Origin of the sequence: Glutamicibacter sp. 363, assembly GCF_052379505.1 — a bacterium.
Classification (GTDB): domain Bacteria; phylum Actinomycetota; class Actinomycetes; order Actinomycetales; family Micrococcaceae; genus Glutamicibacter.
On sequence record NZ_JBQSYR010000005.1, the window covers coordinates 127,928 to 145,585 of the forward strand.

16 protein-coding genes and 2 riboswitches are annotated in these 17,658 nt (G+C 64.7%); of the genes, 7 read left to right on the plus strand and 9 right to left on the minus strand.

The window, feature by feature from the left end:
- Nucleotides 1–38: 38 nt before the first annotated feature.
- Entirely contained in the window at nt 39–974 is a 936-nt protein-coding gene (locus ACT3UA_RS04755; protein WP_141393619.1) for a 2-hydroxyacid dehydrogenase, read from the minus strand.
- Between the two features lie 181 nt (nt 975–1,155).
- Between ACT3UA_RS04755 and ACT3UA_RS04760 the strand changes: the two genes are divergently transcribed.
- The gene (locus tag ACT3UA_RS04760; RefSeq protein ID WP_096289054.1) at nt 1,156–1,365 is read left to right on the plus strand and encodes a hypothetical protein; all 210 of its coding nucleotides are present in this window, start codon (nt 1,156–1,158) and stop codon (nt 1,363–1,365) included.
- Between the two features lie 106 nt (nt 1,366–1,471).
- On the opposite strand, the gene ACT3UA_RS04765 is transcribed toward ACT3UA_RS04760, so the two are convergent.
- The 4 genes from ACT3UA_RS04765 to ACT3UA_RS04780 all read right to left on the minus strand — a co-directional run bounded on the left by ACT3UA_RS04765 (nt 1,472) and on the right by ACT3UA_RS04780 (nt 5,523).
- Nucleotides 1,472–2,416, minus strand: a complete 945-nt coding sequence (locus ACT3UA_RS04765) for a hypothetical protein (protein ID WP_217990441.1) — start codon at nt 2,414–2,416, stop codon at nt 1,472–1,474.
- 186 nt (nt 2,417–2,602) lie between these two features.
- On the minus strand, nt 2,603–3,175 hold the full coding sequence (locus ACT3UA_RS04770) for a YdeI/OmpD-associated family protein (protein WP_096289052.1): 573 nt from the start codon (nt 3,173–3,175) through the stop codon (nt 2,603–2,605).
- A gap of 297 nt (nt 3,176–3,472) precedes the next feature.
- Nucleotides 3,473–4,513 carry a methionine synthase gene (locus ACT3UA_RS04775; RefSeq protein ID WP_096289050.1) on the minus strand — a complete coding sequence of 347 codons (1,041 nt, stop codon included), beginning with the start codon at nt 4,511–4,513 and terminating at the stop codon, nt 3,473–3,475.
- Nucleotides 4,514–4,530: 17 nt separating this feature from the next.
- Entirely contained in the window at nt 4,531–5,523 is a 993-nt protein-coding gene (locus ACT3UA_RS04780; RefSeq protein ID WP_096289048.1) for a DUF1852 domain-containing protein, read from the minus strand.
- Between the two features lie 122 nt (nt 5,524–5,645).
- On the opposite strand from ACT3UA_RS04780, the gene ACT3UA_RS04785 reads away from it, so the two are divergent.
- The 5 genes from ACT3UA_RS04785 (at nt 5,646) to ACT3UA_RS04805 (ending at nt 12,570) form a co-directional block, all read left to right on the plus strand.
- Complete coding sequence (locus ACT3UA_RS04785) at nt 5,646–6,587, plus strand: LysR family transcriptional regulator (protein ID WP_096289046.1); 942 nt, start codon at nt 5,646–5,648, stop codon at nt 6,585–6,587.
- A gap of 238 nt (nt 6,588–6,825) precedes the next feature.
- Nucleotides 6,826–6,916: riboswitch (SAM riboswitch) on the plus strand.
- A gap of 120 nt (nt 6,917–7,036) precedes the next feature.
- Nucleotides 7,037–8,347, plus strand: coding sequence for an O-acetylhomoserine aminocarboxypropyltransferase/cysteine synthase family protein (locus ACT3UA_RS04790; RefSeq protein WP_096289044.1), 1,311 nt, complete (start codon nt 7,037–7,039; stop codon nt 8,345–8,347).
- On the plus strand, nt 8,344–9,564 hold the full coding sequence (locus ACT3UA_RS04795) for a cystathionine gamma-synthase (protein WP_444615647.1): 1,221 nt from the start codon (nt 8,344–8,346) through the stop codon (nt 9,562–9,564). The genes ACT3UA_RS04790 and ACT3UA_RS04795 overlap by 4 nt, the downstream gene beginning before the upstream one ends.
- Before the next feature lie 20 nt (nt 9,565–9,584).
- Nucleotides 9,585–11,501, plus strand: a complete 1,917-nt coding sequence (locus tag ACT3UA_RS04800) for an HNH endonuclease signature motif containing protein (protein WP_444615648.1) — start codon at nt 9,585–9,587, stop codon at nt 11,499–11,501.
- A gap of 67 nt (nt 11,502–11,568) precedes the next feature.
- Nucleotides 11,569–12,570 carry a bile acid:sodium symporter family protein gene (locus tag ACT3UA_RS04805; protein WP_096289038.1) on the plus strand — a complete coding sequence of 334 codons (1,002 nt, stop codon included), beginning with the start codon at nt 11,569–11,571 and terminating at the stop codon, nt 12,568–12,570.
- A 96-nt stretch (nt 12,571–12,666) separates the two neighbouring features.
- Here the strand turns inward: ACT3UA_RS04805 and ACT3UA_RS04810 are convergent, their stop codons facing one another.
- The 4 genes from ACT3UA_RS04810 to ACT3UA_RS04825 form a co-directional block, all read right to left on the minus strand.
- Nucleotides 12,667–13,725, minus strand: coding sequence for a Gfo/Idh/MocA family protein (locus tag ACT3UA_RS04810; protein WP_096289036.1), 1,059 nt, complete (start codon nt 13,723–13,725; stop codon nt 12,667–12,669).
- A gap of 42 nt (nt 13,726–13,767) precedes the next feature.
- Nucleotides 13,768–14,289, minus strand: coding sequence for a gamma carbonic anhydrase family protein (locus tag ACT3UA_RS04815; protein WP_096289034.1), 522 nt, complete (start codon nt 14,287–14,289; stop codon nt 13,768–13,770).
- Between the two features lie 78 nt (nt 14,290–14,367).
- Complete coding sequence (gene purU, locus ACT3UA_RS04820; RefSeq protein WP_096289032.1) at nt 14,368–15,213, minus strand: formyltetrahydrofolate deformylase; 846 nt, start codon at nt 15,211–15,213, stop codon at nt 14,368–14,370.
- 61 nt (nt 15,214–15,274) lie between these two features.
- Nucleotides 15,275–16,495 carry a flavin-containing monooxygenase gene (locus ACT3UA_RS04825; RefSeq protein ID WP_255248535.1) on the minus strand — a complete coding sequence of 407 codons (1,221 nt, stop codon included), beginning with the start codon at nt 16,493–16,495 and terminating at the stop codon, nt 15,275–15,277.
- 78 nt (nt 16,496–16,573) lie between these two features.
- Nucleotides 16,574–16,661, plus strand: a riboswitch (ZMP/ZTP riboswitch).
- 55 nt (nt 16,662–16,716) lie between these two features.
- Here ACT3UA_RS04825 and ACT3UA_RS04830 point away from each other — a divergent pair.
- Nucleotides 16,717–17,601 carry a bifunctional methylenetetrahydrofolate dehydrogenase/methenyltetrahydrofolate cyclohydrolase gene (locus ACT3UA_RS04830; RefSeq protein WP_444615649.1) on the plus strand — a complete coding sequence of 295 codons (885 nt, stop codon included), beginning with the start codon at nt 16,717–16,719 and terminating at the stop codon, nt 17,599–17,601.
- The last annotated feature ends 57 nt before the right edge of the window (nt 17,602–17,658 follow it).

Below are 17,658 nucleotides of genomic sequence, written 5' to 3' on the forward strand. Positions count from 1 at the left end.
ACCCCGGGGAGCAGGCAAGCTAGGAAAATTTGGTGATGCTAATTTTGCTTCTCCGCATGGCGGACCACATGCAGTGGCTCGACTCCCGCGGCGATGCGTTGGATCTGTTCAACGGCCAGATTCATGGACAGATCGATGAACATCCACGTGTTTCCGGCAATATGCGGGGTGATCAGGCAATTCGGGGCCGCCCACAAGGTGTGGGATTCGGGCAATGGTTCCGGATCGGTGACATCCAATGCCGCGCGCAGCCGCTCGGACTGCAATTCGGCAAGCAGCGCGTCGGTATCGACCACTGGACCACGTCCCACATTTACCAGCAGGGACTGGTCCGGCATATGGGCCAAGAACTCGGCATCGACGAGTCCGCGTGTCGACGGGGCATCGGGCAGAGCCACGATCACGACCTGTACTTGGGGCAATAGCGCTGGCAGCTCATCGATCCCATGGACCGGTGTGCCATCGGGCAGTTGCCGAGCACGGCTGGCTACCGCGATCACTTCCTTGGGCTTGAAGGGCAGCAGACGGTCGCGGATTTCCTGTCCGACGCCGCCGAATCCCAAGAGCAAGACGGTGGCTCCGTGGAGCGTGCCACCCCAGAGCGGATTCCAATCCCGCTTGAGCTGTTGAGCCCCGGCCTCCGGAAGCTCACGCAGCGAAGCCAGAACCAGAGCCAGCGTGTGCTCGGCGGTGGCGTCTTCCACCGCCCCGCGGGAATTGCTCAAGCTGACGTCGGGGTTCAGGTGTTCCAGGACCCATTCATAGCCAAGGGAGAGCAGGTGCACGTGGCGCAACCCTGGAATCTGCGCGACCCGTGCACGCCGTTCGACCAGCAGCGGACGCTCGGTGATCAGCACCTCTGCTTCCGGCGCTTCTTCGTTCGAGTCGTTGAGGTGCCAGTAGATCGGAGTGATGCCAGGTAAATCCAGTTTCATTGCCAGCCGGCCATTGGGCACGAGCACACGTAAAGTCAAAGGGTTCCCTCCAGAGCTGGCTACACCGGTGACGTAAGTTTTTGGTGCGAGCCTCGGAGCTTATTCTGCGCATCTTTGCCACACCGTGCAAGTGCCTTGTCCTTGTGTGAAGCGCGCGCTGAGTAGGCGAGTCAGGCGCTTCATGAAACCCTTCTGATTGTCAAGATGTTAGAGTTTAGGCATGCCGCAGCCGGAAGAATACGTGAATACCTCCAACAAGTCCCAGGCGAATACCAGCTCGTCGATCTTCATGTATTTGGGATGCACGGTGATGGTTCTTGGCCTCGCCAGCCTCATCCTAGGTGGTGGAATCAGCGGTGGATTGCTGCTGCTCTCCGGTGCCGTGCTCTACGTGGGAACCACCATCACCGAGGCAATCCGCACCAAATAGCCTCGCCGGCCGCGTTGGCACCTCGGTGCCAAGGTGTTGCCGCAGATCCGGATGTGCCATCCTGGCCTTGCAGTTCCGATGGGTGCCGCAGGTAGCTCTGCGATCTTTATCTTGTGATATTTCCTGCGGGATCTTCCGTAGCCTGTGCGAGTATCGATTCGACGATTCTCAAATCTTCAGCAGGCTTTCGAACGATCTTGCCGCGCTTGTTGCTGAAGTCCTTGAAATCAATGATGACAAGCTTCAAGTCGTGCTCCGGAATGAGTTCTGCTTTGCGGGCATCGTAGATTCTGCGCTGTTCGCCGCGTCGTCGTCCGCTCGCCGTGATTTTGTCGTCGAAGAACGGCACCGATTCGGTGTGCTGCCTTTCGTGATATTCCACGACTACTCCTAGTTCAGCCCAATAACCGTCCACCGGTAGCGGCTTAACTTTTCCATTCTTGGCTGACGGATCGCCGACGAGCCAGGGGAACGTTTGCTGGCCTGTCCGCTTTGCCTCCAGCACCTGATCGCAGAGCTCGAGCACGTAGTGCTCGTCGCTGTCAGCGCGTTTGCTGAGCGTGGGTGCGGGCAGATGTTTCGGCGGCGCCGGCACACGGTGCCTGCTGCACCACCCCAGCTCCCAGCCGAGTGAATCGTCGAAGTAGTCGGCGTAGGCAACGGGGAGATCAGTCAGGCTATGAACTTGGGACAAAAGCATCGCGTACCAGTTGGTGTATTGCTGGTTTCCGCTCTCTTGGCGCATACCGCGCTGGAGCGACGGCATCGCCTCAAGAATTGCTTCCGCAACGCTCACATGGCTGACGTCTTCGGGAAATTGGATGTCATTGTTGAAGACGTTCTGGCCAGCGGTGGAGTAGAGGCAACGCTCTTCCGCGTTATAGGGGTCGCCGAACTCATCCTCGAAATTCCATTCCGTGACGTTGAAAATAACAATCCGCCAGGCCGTACCTGAGGCATTCATTCCGGGCAAAACACGCAGACCGTAATAGCCCAAGCGGTGCAGCAGTCCAACGGCTTCAAGTATTCGCAGAGGCAGCTGAGAGTCCAATTAATATCCTTCGATAGTGGTCTGACTCAATGCTGACATGTCCGACCGACAGTTAGGATCAACGTAGTTTGCGCAAGGTCGCATCGGCTCGATTACTTGAGAACCCGGAGAATCAGCCTAGGCGGCGGAACCGCACGAAGTAGCATCGTTGACCGTTTTGCGCATCGTGGACAGGGAGCTGGCCCCTCAGCCTTCGGTGTCGGTGGCTTCCAGCTCGGCCAGGAACTTGGCAAGCCGCGCGCTCCGGGTCTTCTCGGTCCGGGCAATCATCAGCTGGTGCAGGATGTGATAGCGCGGCTGTGACTTCAACGCGGCGAAATTCTTGGCAGCAAGCGGGGCGCGGTCCAGCGCATCTTGGAGATCTTGCGGCACCTGGGCGGTGGCTTGGCCTTGGTACGCGCGTTCCCACCGTCCATCGTCCTTCGCCTTTTGGATCTCCGCATACCCTCGCGGGCGCATGCGGCCTTGGTCGATCAGCTCCTGGGCATATCCAGTATTCTTCTCCGACCAGACAGAGGCCTTGCGCCGAGGGGTGTAGCGCTGGAGGAAGGTCGTCTCATCGCGCTTGCGACGAATGGCATCAATCCATCCGCTGCATAGCGCCTCGGGCAGGGCTTGGGTGACCGTCAGCGTTGTCGGAGTAGTTGTACCTTTTTTGGCAACTACCAGCCAAATCCCATCACTGGTTTCTTCGTGCTCGTCGAGCCATGCGCGCCAAGCGGCAACGTCGGGAAGAATCAAAGCATCGTCAGGATCCATGGCACCTATCCTGCCCCTAGTTGCTGATTGCCGCTAGGGATGCATCCGGCGCCAGGACGATTGCTCTGGACCGGTCCCTGCAATGGTGATTGTTTCCGTCCAGTGGTGGCCGGCACGCGGGTCAGAGATTGGCCCTATTTCCCGGCTCTGGAACGGCGAGACCCATCAGCCTCCGGCTGGTGCCGGGGCTGATGGGTCTTCGGCCTTCATGCAAGAACTTCGCTAGGGCCTTCCGCAGCCGGCGGCTGAGACCCAGCGTGCAAGATGAAGCCGATCCGTGAATTGGCCGTCGCCAGCTCAGACGCGTGCGGCAACCAGCTCCTCGCGCAGGATGCCGGCTCCCGCGCTGAGCGCGCTCAGCTTGGCCAGCGAGACGTCGCGGGGGAACGGTGCCATGCCGCAGTTCGTGCTGGGCACCAGCTTGTCCGCGTCGACGAATTCAAGTGCATTGCGCAGCGTCTGCGCGACCTCTTCGGGGGTTTCCACCGTTTCGCTGGCCACATCGATGGCGCCGAGCATGACCTTTTTGCCGCGCACCAGCTCAACGACCTCGAGCGGGACATTGGAGTGGTGGGACTCCAGGGAGATGGTGTTGATGGAGGAGGCCTGCAGCAGTGGGAAAGACTTCTCGTAGTGGCGCCACTGGGCGCCGAGAGTTGCCTTCCAATCGTTGTTCGCCTTGATCCCGTAGCCGAAGCAGATGTGCGCCACGGTCTCAGCTTTCAGCCCCTGGCAGGCGCGCTCCAGCGCGGCGACGCCCCAGTCCGCGACCTCGTCGAAGAACACGTTGAACGCCGGTTCGTCGAATTGGATGATGTCCACCCCGGCTGCTTCGAGTTCTCTGGCCTCCTGGTTGAGGATGGCCGCGAACTCCCAGGCCAGTTTCTCGCGGCTTCGGTAGTGCGCGTCATACAGCGTGTCGACCATGGTCATCGGGCCGGGAAGGGTCCACTTGATCTGGCGGTCGGTGCACGAGCGCAGGAACTTCGCGTCCTCAACGAACACCGGCTTCTCACGCCGCACCGCACCGACCACGGTCGGCACGCTCGCGTCGTAGCGGTTGCGGATGCGCACCGTTTCGCGCTTTTCAAAATCGACCCCGGTCAGGTGCTCGATGAAGGTGGTGACGAAGTGCTGGCGGGTCTGCTCGCCGTCGCTGATGATGTCGATGCCGCGCCGGGTCTGCTCCAGCACCGCTGCGCGCATGGCGTCCTGCTTGCCTTCGCGCAGCTGCGCGCCTTCCAGCTTCCAATCAGACCAGAGGGTTTCGGGCTTCGCCAGCCAGGAAGGCTTGGGCAGGCTGCCGACAATGGAGGTGGGAAGTAGCTTTGATGTCATCGTGTGTCTTTCGGTTCTCAGGCGACGGGAGCGGGGCAAGTGGCGGCCCACTGGTCCAGCAATTCGCGGTTCGGGGTGATGAAGTGCTCCGCGGTGTACTTGCCCTGCACTGCGCCGAGCCGGGTGCGCTCTTCGCGGTCGTAGGAGATCCTGGTCGGGGCGAAATCCTGTGCCCCCAAGCTTGGGCGATAGACGGCCGGTGCAGCGGAGCTTGCGTTGTAAATCTCGGGGCGGTAGATCTTCTGGAAGGTCTCCATGGTGGCGATGGTGCTGATCAGCTGCAGATTGGTGTAATCGTTGAGCAAGTCGCCACGGAAGTAGAACGCCAGCGGAGCGACGGCGCCCGGTGGCATGAAATAGCGCACGCGCAGCCCCATCTTGCCGAAGTACGCATCGGTCAGGGAGTTCTCATCCTGCTGGTATTCCAAGCCGAGGACCGGGTGGCTGTTGCCCGTGCGGTAGTAGGTTTTGGAAGTGGAGACGCTGATGCAGACCACGGGTAGTTGCGCAAAGCGCTGACGATAAGCCTGCGAATCCAGGAAGTGCTGGAAGAGCTGGCCATGAAGTTCGCCAAAATCTTCAGGCAATTTAGGGGCACCGGAGCCGTTGCCGGCCGCCGGAAGCACCACGCTGAAGTCGTAATCGCGCACATAGGAAGAGAAATTATTGCCCACCATGCCGTGGCTGCGGGTGCTGGTGGCTCGGTCCACGATGGTGGTGTCTAAGACTTCAAGCAGCGGGAACTGCTCCGCTGCGTTCGCCGAGTCGAAGTGCACATTGGCGGAGATGATCTCCAGCTCGAGTTCATAACGATCGCCCTGAGGATTGTCCCAGTGAGCCAGGGAATTAAAGCGGCGGTTGATCATCGTCAGAGCGTTGCGCAGGTTCTCCTGGCGGTTTTCCCCGCGGGCCAGGTTGGCGAAGTTTGTCGTGACTCGTGAGCTCGCACAGGGGGTGTAGTCTTCGTCGAATTTGGTGGTGCTGATGCTGAAGGTGAACGCGTCTGCCATGGTGGCCTATCTGGTGCTCAGTGGCCTGGGCCGGCCGAAAGTAAGTCGATGCGTCCATCATGCAGTGAGATCGAGGATATCAGGTAACTCGATATAACTATGGATTCGTATAGACTCGCACTATGGTTCAGGGGACGAGTGGTTTGACACTGCAGCAGTTGCGCTATTTCATTGCGGTCGCCAGCGAGGGGTCGATCTCCGCGGCGGCTGACCTAATTTACGTCGCACAGCCGAGCATGTCGGCGGCGATGAAGGAGCTCGAAGCCCGCGTGGGACGCACCTTGCTGGTCCGCTCGGCCAGGGGAGTGACGCTCACCGCCGAGGGAGCAGAATTCCTTGGTTATGCCCGGCAGGTTCTGGAGCAGGTGGAGCTGCTTGAGCATCGCTACCTCGGGCGTCCCTCGGTCCGTCGCCTGCTCGGCGTCTCCACGCAGCACTATTCCTTCTCGGTGGATGCGTTTGTCAGGATGGTTCAGGCCAGCGGGGCCGAGGAATATCAATTCTCGCTGCGCGAGACCCGCACCGAACAGATCATCGAGGACGTGCGCACCCTGCGCAGCGACATCGGCATCCTCTATCGCAACGACTTCAACCGGAAGGTCATCGACAAGCTGCTGCGCGAGTCCCGGCTCGTATTCCACCCCCTGTTCCTCGCCGATCCGCACATCTTCATTTCGCGCAGCAACCCGCTGGCCTCCCGGGCGCGGGTGACGCTCGAGGAACTCGAAGACCTGCCGCGCTTGACCTTCGACCAGGGTGCGAACAACTCGTTCTACTTCGCCGAGGAAGTGCTCTCCACCAGCTCCAGCAAGCGCGAAATCCAGGTTTCGGACCGCGCGACGATTTTCAACCTGATGATCGGCCTGGGCGGGTACACCATCTCCACGGGCATCATCAGCGACGAGCTGGACCCGTCCATCGTCGCCATCCCGCTGGATGTCGATGAGCGCATCGAGATCGGCTGGATCGACCATGCAGCGATTCCGCTGACCGAGCAAGCGCGGCGCTATCTGGACGAGGTGCGCTCGGTCGTCTCAAGCTTCGGAGTTGAGCTCCTGGACTGAATCCCCGGGCCCCAAGACGTAACACCGTGTCATTTGGCGGACCGCCGGCGACATAATAGTTGCGCAAAACCCTGGCTCTTCAAGGATTCTGGCGGTTGCCGCGCGTCACAAAGGGACTGCGGGCCGGGCCCCATTACGGGACTGGCGCGGGATGTGAAGCCAGGTGCCCCTGTATGAAGCGCGGGTGTGGGCGTCGTTTGCGCCGCCGGATGCCGATGTCCAACCATGGAAGAACAACAACCCATCAAGAGCGACCGAGAGATCTGGCTCGTAGACGTCGCAGCAACCATCGGGAAACCGAAAGGTGCTAATGCCAGGAACGATGGAGCAGTTCCGAACGTGCCATAAGGCGCCATGCTTCGTACCGTTGTGGCCTCAGGTCGGCCGAGGGGCGGTATGTCGCCGGGTGTTCGGTGCACTCTCTCGTGGATCAGAAACGAGAAGGAGCTATGAGCCAACGCCAAGGAACCGACGCGGTCCATGCAGGGTATCGTCCGAGCGGAGATTTCCGCCCGATGCTGCCGCCACTGCACAATTGCGCAGCGTACCAGTTCGAATCGCACGCAGAAGCGATCGAAAAATTCGCGTTGCGCCAGTCCGGCTTCACCTATTCACGCACCGGCAACCCCACCGTGGCCATCCTGGAACAGCGGGTGGCCGCCCTTGAAGGCGGAGCCCAAGCGGTAGCCACCGCCTCGGGGCAGTCGGCCGTTGCGCTCTCGCTGCTTGCCCTGACCCAGGGTCCTAAGCACATCGTGGTTTCCTCCTCGCTGTACGGCGGCACCGTGGACCTGTTCACCGACACCTTTTCCGACTTCGGCATCCGGGTCAGCTTTGTCGACCAGGCCGACCCCGCAGCTTGGGCCGGGGCCATCGAAGAAGACACCCGGGCGTTCTTCCTGGAGTCCGTCTCCAACCCGCTGTGCACCGTGGCGGACCTGCCCGCTATCTCGGCGATCGGGCACGAGCACAACATTCCGGTGGTCGTCGACAATACGCTGGCCACCCCGCTGAATATTCGCCCGCTGGATTTTGGCGCCGACATTGTGGTGCACTCGGCCACCAAGGGGCTAGCCGGACACGGCTCGGTGCTCGGCGGCGTGGTCGTGGACTCGGGGAAGTTCGATTTCTCGGATTCCACCCGCTGGCCGCAAATCGCCGCCCCGCGAGTGCGGCTGAACAATGCCTCGCTGCTTGAACGCCACGGATCGGCCGCCTACGCCATGCTGGTCCGCTCCAAATTCCTGCACGACCTGGGGCCGGCCTTGGCCCCGGCCAGCGCCCAAGGCATTCTGACCGGCATCGAAACCTTGCCGGTACGTGCCGCACACGTGCAGCGCAGCGTGAGCACCCTGATCCAGGAACTTGCAGATCACCCGGGCATTGCGGCCATCCACCACCCTTCGCTGCCGGCCCACCCGAGCCACGAGCTGGCCAAAAAGCTCACGCCCAAGGGCACCGGTTGCGTGCTGGCCATCGAACTGGCCCACCCCTCGCTGGTGTCCCCGGTGATCGACGGGCTGCAGCTGATTTCCCTGGCCGCAAATGTGGGCGATACCCGCACCATGGTCGCCCACCCGGCCACCATGACGCACTGCCGGCTCTCCGCGGAGCAACTTCTCGCCGCGGGCCTGAACACCTCCACCCTGCGCATTTCGGTGGGGCTTGAAGACCCCGCCGATCTGCTCGCCGACCTCACCCAAGCGCTGGACGGCGCACTAAACCGGGCCCTGGCCCCGCAAACCCAAGGAGCATCATGAGCGGCTTCAACACCCTCGCCGTACACGCCGGCCAGCATAAAGACCCGCACACCGGAGCCGTGGTCCCACCGATCTACCAAACCAGCACGTTCATCCAGGACGGAATCAACGTCTTGCGCTCCGGGCACGAATACTCCCGCGGCTCGAACCCGACCCGCGATGGCTTCGAAGCGCAGCTCACCGCCCTGGAAGGCGGAGCCGCGGGGTTCGCCTTCGCCTCGGGCATCGCCGCCGAAGACGCACTGCTGCGTGCGGTCCTCGAACCCGGCGATCACATCGTCCTTGGCGCCGACGGCTACGGCGGCACCAACCGGCTGATCTCCAAATTGCACAGCAAATGGGGCATCACCTCTTCTGCGGTGGATATCACCAACCTGGACTCGGTGCGCGCAGCGGTGCGCCCGAACACCGCGCTGCTTTGGGTGGAGACTCCCTCCAACCCGCTGCTGGGCATCGCCGATCTTGCCGGCTGGGCGGACATCGCCCGCGAGCACGGCGCCCTGCTGGTAGTGGACAACACCTTCGCCACTCCCTACCTGCAGCGGCCTTTGGACTTCGGGGCCCACGCGGTGGTCCACTCCACCACCAAGTACATCGGGGGACACTCGGATGTGCTCGGCGGCGCGGTGATCGTCGCCGATCACCTCTTCCGTGGCCAGGCGCTGGCCGAAGCCGTCGGCTTCCAGCAATTCGCCGGCGGCGCGGTGGCCGGCCCGCAGGATTCCTACCTGGCCGCACGCGGCCTGAAGACCTTGGGATTGCGCATGGAACGCCACTGCGCCTCCGCAGCTAAGCTGGCACGCTGGCTTGATAGCCAGCCTGAGGTGACGCGGGTCTATTACCCCGGGTTGGAATCCCATCCCGGCCATGAGCTTGCGGCGCGTCAGCAGCGGGGTTTTGGCGGCATCGTCTCGTTGCAGCTCACCGACGAACCCGCCGCGCGCGCATTCGCCGAATCCATGGAGTACTTCCAGCTCTCGGTCTCCCTGGGCGGGGTGGAATCCCTGGTCTGCTACCCGCGCGAAATGACCCATGCCTCGCTGATCGGCACCGAGCTGGAAATCCCGGCCAACCTGGTCCGCCTTTCGGTGGGCATCGAGGAACCCGAGGACCTCATCGCGGATCTTTCCCGCGGGTTGGCCGCCGCGCGTAACGCCGCCGGCCCGGCACGCACCACTTGTCCACAGCCGGCGAGAGAACCCGCACTGCAGCTTTAACCACCGCGCACACTGGGGCCATGGACAACTCCCGCAGCACCGCAGAGGCCCTGGGCCAGCTGGCCCGGGGCCTGGCGCTGATGACCGCCGCGACGCAGGCCATCGCCGCCGAGACGCCCGCCCCGGGGCACGCCGCCTACTTCGCCTGGCTCACCGAGCGGGCCGCCGCGGCCGTGGCCCACGCGCAGATCCATGCGGCCGACGCGCTGCGCCGCAGCGGAGCGCACAAGCTGGACCAGCAGTCCCTCCAGAAGATTTCCGACGCCGGCTCGCAGACGGCACCCGAAGAGCTCGACGCACTGCACGGGCAGACCACCACCGGCCGGACGCAGTTCAAGGCGACCGCGGAGTTGCTGCACGGCTGGCTGGGCGTGCCCGCAACCACCGCGCGGGAACGCCTGGTGCAGGCCGATTGCCTGATCGCCGGGGTCGACGAAGCCGGGCAACGCCTCGACCCCTGGCTGCCGCAATTGGCAGAGCAGTTCGCCGATCCCGCCGCAGATCCGCGCCTGGTCGTGGGGACGGCGAAGAAGATCCACGCGGCCCGCAACGATCTGGGCCAAGGAGCCGAGGGCGAGGCCGCCAAAGCGCGGCTGCAGGCCGAAGCGGTGAGCTTTATCAAGAACGAACCGGAAACCGCGCGCAAGCATGTGGCGGATCTGGTCGCGCAGGTGAAGGCCGGGAAGCGGCCGATGAAGGCGCTGCTGGCGGACATCGGCTTTTTCAAGCTCGGGGTGCGCAACGGGCTGGTGGAGTACTTGCTGCGCGTGCTGCCTGCGCAGGCGGCGCAGATCGAAGCGTTCCAGCAGGCGCTGAACAATCCGAAGACGATCGCGGGCAACCGGGAGGCGTTGAAGGATTTGGATGCCGAGCTGACCGGGGAGCCAGGCAGCGCGTGGGACGACTCGGATTCGATGCCCGGCTGGGCCAAAGGCGACGCGGATGCCGAGAACGTCGAAAACCGCCCAGCGCATGCCGAGCCCGGCAACGACGCCACCGAGCCCGCGGAAAACGACGAGCCAGGCAACGCCGTGGAGCGCGGCAGCGCAGCCCAGGATGAAGAACCGGCGGCTCCGGCGGCGGAAGCCGAAAGCCGCCCAGCGGATCTGCCCGGCGGCTGTCCTGCAGCGCCGGCGCTCCCGGGCACCGATGCGCCGCGGTTCTCGACCCCGGTGGCGCAGAGCCGCGATGCCGAGGACCTTCCCGATTCCGCGGTTGACCCGCCAGATCTTGCCCGTGCCGGCCCTGAGGCGCAGGCGCCGTGGGAAGAGCTGCGGCCCGAACGCCGGTATCTGATCGGCTTCATGGCGCTGCTGATGGCCGACCGCACCGGTTCGGGTGGTTCGAAGGGGAAGCGGCCGGGACTGGTCGCCCCGCAGGTGAGCATCATCTTGGACTACGAGAAGATGCGCGAGCGCGGCAAGGATTTCGCCGTAACCTCCTCGGGCATCGAGTTGTCGGCAGGCGAAACCCGGGCGGCGTTATGCAACGCGGGAGTGTACCCGTTGGTGCTCAACGGCAAGAGCCTGCCATTGGACTTGGGACGCACCCAGCGGTTGTTTTCCAAGGCTCAGGGCCGGGCGATACGCGCCGCCTATCGGGGGTGCGCCTATCCTGGATGCAGCATGCCCGCCGAGCGGTGCGAGCTGGATCATCTGGACGCCTGGGAGAAGGGCGGAGCCACGGATGTGGAATCCTCGGAGTTGGGCTGCTCGGTGCACCATATCGAGCGGCACTGCGGATTGTTCCACGCGGTGAAGATCAAGGGGTGCCGGCCAATGGTGCTGCTCTCCAAGGAGCTGGATCCACAACAGCGCCTGCGGGTCAATACGTTTTTCATGACGCCTTCGGAGGCCTTGGAAGCCGAGGAGCTGGCGCAGCGGATGACGCGGTTGTGGCGCGCGGGGCAGCTGGACGTGGAAATCGTCGATCCCTGACCGCCTGCGCTTGATCGAATTGCCGTCACAATTGGCGCAACGATGATCGATTTGCCAAGATTATCCCATGTCTTCTGATCTTCCTGTTCACTCCGCGCCCGAAAAGGCCGGCGAGGAACACAGCGCCAAAGTTGCGGTCACCCTCTTCCCGCTGCTGGTGCTGGCCGGCGGCGCGCTCGCACTGCTCACCCCCGAAACCTTCTCCGGCTTCTCCAAGCTGATCAATCCGCTGCTGATGGTCATCATGTTCGGCATGGGGCTCACGCTCACCTTGCCCGATTTTGCCCTCGTGGTGCGCAGGCCACTGCCGGTGCTCCTCGGAGTCATCGCCCAATTCATCATCATGCCGCTGCTGGGCCTGGGCATCGCCATGGCGTTGGCGCTGCCTCCGGCGCTGGCCGCCGGCGTCATCCTGGTCGGTTGCGCCCCGGGCGGCACCGCCTCGAATGTGGTCACCTACCTGGCCAAGGGCGACGTGGCCCTCTCGGTGACGATGACCTCGGTCTCGACGCTGCTCGCGCCGATCTTCACCCCGCTGCTGGCCCTGTGGCTCGCCGGGCAATACCTGCCGGTGGCCGCGGGAACCATGGCGCTGTCCATTGTGCAGATCGTGCTCATTCCGGTGGTCCTGGGCCTCGTCTTGCGCACGATCCTGCCCCGCCTGGTCAACATGGTGCTGCCGGCCCTGCCGTGGGTTTCGGTCATCGCGATCACCTTCGTGGTGGTCATCGTGGTGGCCGGCAGCTCGGCGGCCATCTTCAGCGCGGGCCTGCTGATCCTGCTCGCGGTGATCCTGCACAACGCCGGGGGCATCGCCCTGGGCTATGGCACCGCGAAGCTGTTCAAGCAGCCGATCGCGAGCCGCCGCACCATGGCGGTGGAGATCGGCATGCAGAACTCCGGCCTCGCCTCGGGGCTGGCCAAGGACTTCTTCACCCCCGAGGCGGCGCTTCCCGGCGCGGTCTTCTCCGTCTGGCACAACCTCTCCGGCGCGCTCATTGCCGCCTACTGGCGGCGCAGCAGCGCCAAAAATGACCAGCTGGCCACCGCGGAACAGCCCGTCAACTAGCCGCACGGCTGCACCACGCAAAAAGCGCCGGCCTCACGTTGAAATTCAGCGTGGGGCCGGCGCTTTTGTGCCGCAGAGCTTTTCCGCGACCGGAGCTCAGCGCGTCACCAGATCGTTCGGGTAGACGACCCCTGCAGACTCGCGGATCGTATCGAAGAGCTCCATGGTTTTCACCGAGTGCTCCCAGGGCATCGTGGGCGACTGGGTGAGCCCCTGCTGGATGCAGCGGGTCGCCTCGCGGAATTCGTATCCGTAGTTCTCGCCTACCGCCTCGAACTCTTCTACGCGGGGCGGGCCATCGGTGGGGTGGATGAATAATTTGCTCGCGTTGTTCAGCGGCGCGTTCGTGGCCAGCCATCCGCCGGTGCCGGTGACTCGCGCCTGCTGCGGGGCGCCCCCGTTGAGCGTCAGCAGCAACTGGGCATGCTTGCCACCGGCGTATGAGAGGTTCATCGCGGTCTGCGTATCCACGCCGTCCCGATTGAGCTGAGCTACCGCGTGCACCGACTCGGGGAAGCCGAGGGCGCCGATGGCCCAGGTCAGCGGGTACACACCCAGATCCAGCAGGGCCCCGCCGCCGGCCTTCGGGTCGAAGAGGCGCGAGGCCGGATCATAGGCGGCGTGGAACCCCAGATCCGCCTGCACCCAGGTGACCTCGCCCAGTTCCCCCGATGCGAGGATCGCCAGGGCCCGGGCGAATGCCGGAGTGAAGCGTGCCCAGAGCGCTTCCATCAGGAACAGCGAACGTTCGGCCGCGAATTCCACCAGCGTGCGCGCCTCGGATGCGTTGATGGTCAGCGACTTCTCGCAGACCACATGCTTGCCGGCCGCCAGCGCAGCCATGGCGATCTCATAATGCTGCCCATGCGGGGTCGCGATGTAGACGACCTCCACCTGCTCGTCCGCGAACAGCTCCTGATAGGACCCGTAGGCCCGATCAATGCCGTGCTTGTCGGCGAATTCCCGCGCCTTGGCCGTATTCCGCGAGGACACCGCGCAGACTTGCGCGTCGGCTAGAGCCTGCAGGTCTCCGATCACCTTGGAGACGATCCGCCCGGTGGACACCACACCCCAGTTCAGCGTCCGTCCGGTGGCCTCGGCGGCCGGCGGAGCCGAGGGCTGTGCGGTGGGCGGCGTGCTGATATGCGAGGTCATCGGCGGTGTCCTTGTACTGGGAGTCGAGAATCGGCGGGGCGGTCAGGAACCGTTGGCGGCCAGGTGCTTGGCGGCGAGCACCAGATAGTGCTCGGCGTTCACGTTCAGGCTGGCGACCTCGTCCGCGGTCAGTTCGCGGCGCACCTTCGCGGGAACCCCGGCCACCAGCGAGCGCGGCGGCACCTGCGTGCCCTCAAGCACCAGGGCCCCGGCCGCCACCAGCGACTGCTCGCCGATGACCGCGCCGTTCATGATCGTCGCGCTCATCCCGACCAGACAGCCATCGCCCACGGTGGCGCCGTGCACCACCGCGCTGTGGCCGACGGATACCGCGTCCCCGAGCGTGCAGGGGAACCCCGCATCGGCATGCAATACGACGTTGTCCTGCAGATTGGTGCCCTTGCCCACCCGGATCGGGGCCGAATCGCCGCGCACCGAGACACCGTAGAAGGCGCTGGCGCGATCAGCCAATTGCACGTCGGCGCTCAGCGTCGCGGTCGGGGCAAGGAAAACTTCGGCGCCCACGGTAGGGGTAACGCCGTCAATGGTAATTATGTGAGCCATGGCACCCATCCTATCCGCAGCCGGGGTCCGGCTCGGCGAAGCGCTGCGCGGTGCGCGCCGCCGGGCACTGCCGCGAAACTAGGAGAAGACGATGGTGCGCTGCCCATCGAGCATCACCCGGTGCTCGGAGTGCCACTGCACCGCACGGGTCAGCGTGCGGCCCTCGACGCTGCGCCCGAGCGCGACCAGCTGGGCGGGGGTGCGCGCATGGGAAACCTGGGTGACCTCCTGGTCGATAATCGGCCCCTCATCCAGGTCCGCGGTCACATAGTGCGCGGTCGCGCCGATCAGCTTCACCCCGCGGGCGTGGGCCTGGTGGTACGGCTTCGCCCCCTTGAAGGAGGGCAGGAAGGAGTGGTGGATGTTGATGACCCGTCCGGCCATCCGCTCGCACAAGGCGTCGGAGAGGATCTGCATGTAGCGGGCGAGCACCACCAGTTCGATATCGTACTCATCGGCCAGGGCCAGCAGCTCCGCCTCGGCCTGGAACTTGTTCGCCGGGGTCACCGGCAGGTGCACGAAGTCCACCCCGTAGAACTCGGCCATCGGCTTCAGATCCAGGTGGTTGGAGACGATCACCGGCACCTCGATGGCCAGATTTCCGGCGCGCTGGGCGAAGAGCAGGTCGTTGAGCGCGTGCCCCGCCTTGGAGCACATGATCATGGTGCGGGTGCGCTTGGCCGCGTCGTCCACGCGCAGCGACATCACGAATTCCTCGCGGATCGGCGCGAGCGCCGCGCGCACCTGGACCAGGGACTGTTCGGTGGCCACCTCGATGCGCATGAAAAAGGTGTTCGAATCCGGCGATTCATACTGCTGGGACTCGGTGATATTGCAACCAGCGCCCAGCAGCCCGCCGGAAATTGCATGCACGATGCCCGGTCGGTCCAGGCAGGAAAGGGTCACGATGTACTGGTTGCTCATGGATCGAGGTTAACCTCCCGGAGCCCCCTGCGCCGAATCCGGCGTCTTGCCAGCGCGATATTTACCTGGCCGTTGTCATCTGCGGCGGGCGATTTTCGGCCCCCGCTTCGCTCGCGTCCGCGGAACCAACCGCCACCCCGAGCTCGGCCAACCGGCGCACCGCCGCCACCGCGGCTTTCCGCCCGGCCCGGGTTGCCCCGATCGTGGAGGCCGAGGCGCCGTACCCGACGAAGAACATTCCCGGCAGCGCCGCGGCGCTCACCGAATCGGCAAGCACCCGGATCCCGCCGGTGCTGGTGTGCAGATTCAGCCCGCGCAGGTGCCGATGGGCATGGCGGAAGCCCGTGGCCCACAGGATCGCGTCGATCTTTTCGCTCGTGCCGTCGGCAAAGCGCACCGACCGTGCATCCAGCCAGGAGATGGCCCCGCGGGAGATCAGCGCACCGGAGTCGATGCCCGCCCGCATCGCCTCGGTGAGAATCAGCCCGGTGGTGCCGACCACGGATTTCGGCGGCAGCCCGGCGGCGGTCCGCGCGTTGACCTCGCGCTCCACGGCCACGCCCCATTCGGGATCGTTGCCCACCTCCCGCCAGTCCGGGGCGCGCCGGGTGGACCAGAGGGTGTCGATCCCGGCGGCCCGCAGCGCCACGATGAACTGGGTGGCGCTCGCCCCGCCGCCGACCACCAGCACCCGCTGCCCGGCAAACTGCTCCGGCGCCACAAATCCGGAGGTGTGCACTTGCGGCCCGGTGAATTCTTGGCTGCCGGGGTAGACCGGCCAGAAGGGGTTGGTCCAGGTGCCGCTGGCGTTGATCAGCGTGCGCGTCGCGAGCTCCTCGCCGCTGGAAAGCCGAACGCTGAACCAGGTTCCGTCGTGGCTGACCGCCGCTACCTTCGCGGGCCGGCGCACCGCCAAGCGATGCAGCGCTTCGAACTGCGCATAGTAGTCGGAGACCACCGCGGAGGCTGGCCGCGTGGGGTCCTGATTTTCGAAGGGGAAGTCCGGCAGCGGGTGGATCCGGTGCGTCTTGCCCAGGGTGAGGGTGTCCCAGCGGTGCTGCCACGCGCCGCCGGGGCGCTCGTTCGCGTCGAGCACCAGGAAATCCTCGCCGGGTACCAGTCCGCGCCGGTGCAATTGATAGGCCGCCGAAAGCCCCGCCTGGCCGGCGCCGATCACGATGCTCTGGTAGCTCACCCGAACCTGCTTTCTCCACGTTGCGCTCACCGGGTACAACAACCCCGGAGCGGTGCGCATTCCCGCCGCACCCGCTACATGGTGCACAGCCTTCGGCCGAGGAAATCACATTTTTCGCCCGTCATCCACCGGTGTGCGCACCGCGAAGTTCGTTAGACTTGTGCGCAGAAGCATCGTGACTGGCGTGAGGTGGATAACCACCGGGGAGCGAGCAACCTGCAGTGAATACGGACCGCGCGCCTGGGTCTGGTACCGAACAGCATCGTGAGCCGCGCAGCAGCTGCGCAGGCCACAACGGAAGGAACAGTGTGAGCGCACGTATTCTCGACGGCAAGGCCACCGCGGCAACCATCAAGGCGGAGCTGGCCGAACGCGTCGCCAAGCTCAAGGAGCAGGGTTACGCCACCGGGCTGGGCACCATCCTGGTGGGCAACGACCCGGGCTCGGCCTGGTACGTCGGCGGCAAGCACAAGGACTGCGCCGAGGTCGGCATCGAATCGATCCGCGTGGATCTGCCGGAGGAAACCACCCAGGACGAGCTGCTGGCCAAGGTGCGCGAGCTGAACGAGAACCCGGATTGCACCGGCTACATCGTGCAGCTGCCGCTGCCCAAGCATATCGACCAGGACACGATCCTGGAGGCGATGGATCCGCAGAAGGACGCCGACGGGCTGCACCCGATGAACCTGGGCCGCCTGGTCGCCAACGTGAACCGCCCGATGGCCTCCCCGCTGCCATGCACCCCACTGGGCTGCGTGGACCTGCTGGCCCGGCACGATATCGATCTGAACGGCAAGCACGTGCTGGTCCTGGGCCGCGGCGTGACCATCGGACGTCCGGTCGGACTGCTGCTCACCCGCCGGTCGGTCAACGCGACCGTCACCCTGGCGCACACCGGCACCACCAACCTGCCCGAGCTGCTGGCCCAGGCCGATGTCATCATCGCCGCCGCCGGCGTGCCGCATATCGTCAAGGCCGATGCGATCAAGCCCGGCGCGATCGTGCTCGACGTGGGGGTCTCCCGGGTTGACGGCAAGGTCACCGGGGATGTGGATCCGGCGGCCGCCGAGGTCGCTTCGTGGATCAGCCCGAACCCGGGCGGCGTAGGCCCGATGACCCGCGCGATGCTGCTGAACAATGTGGTCGAGGCGGCAGAACGCAACGCCGCCCACGCCGCCCACGCCGCCAGCTAGGCGCTACGCAACCCGAAGGCCCGTGGGGCCACCCCCCCGCGGGGGGGGTGGGCCCCG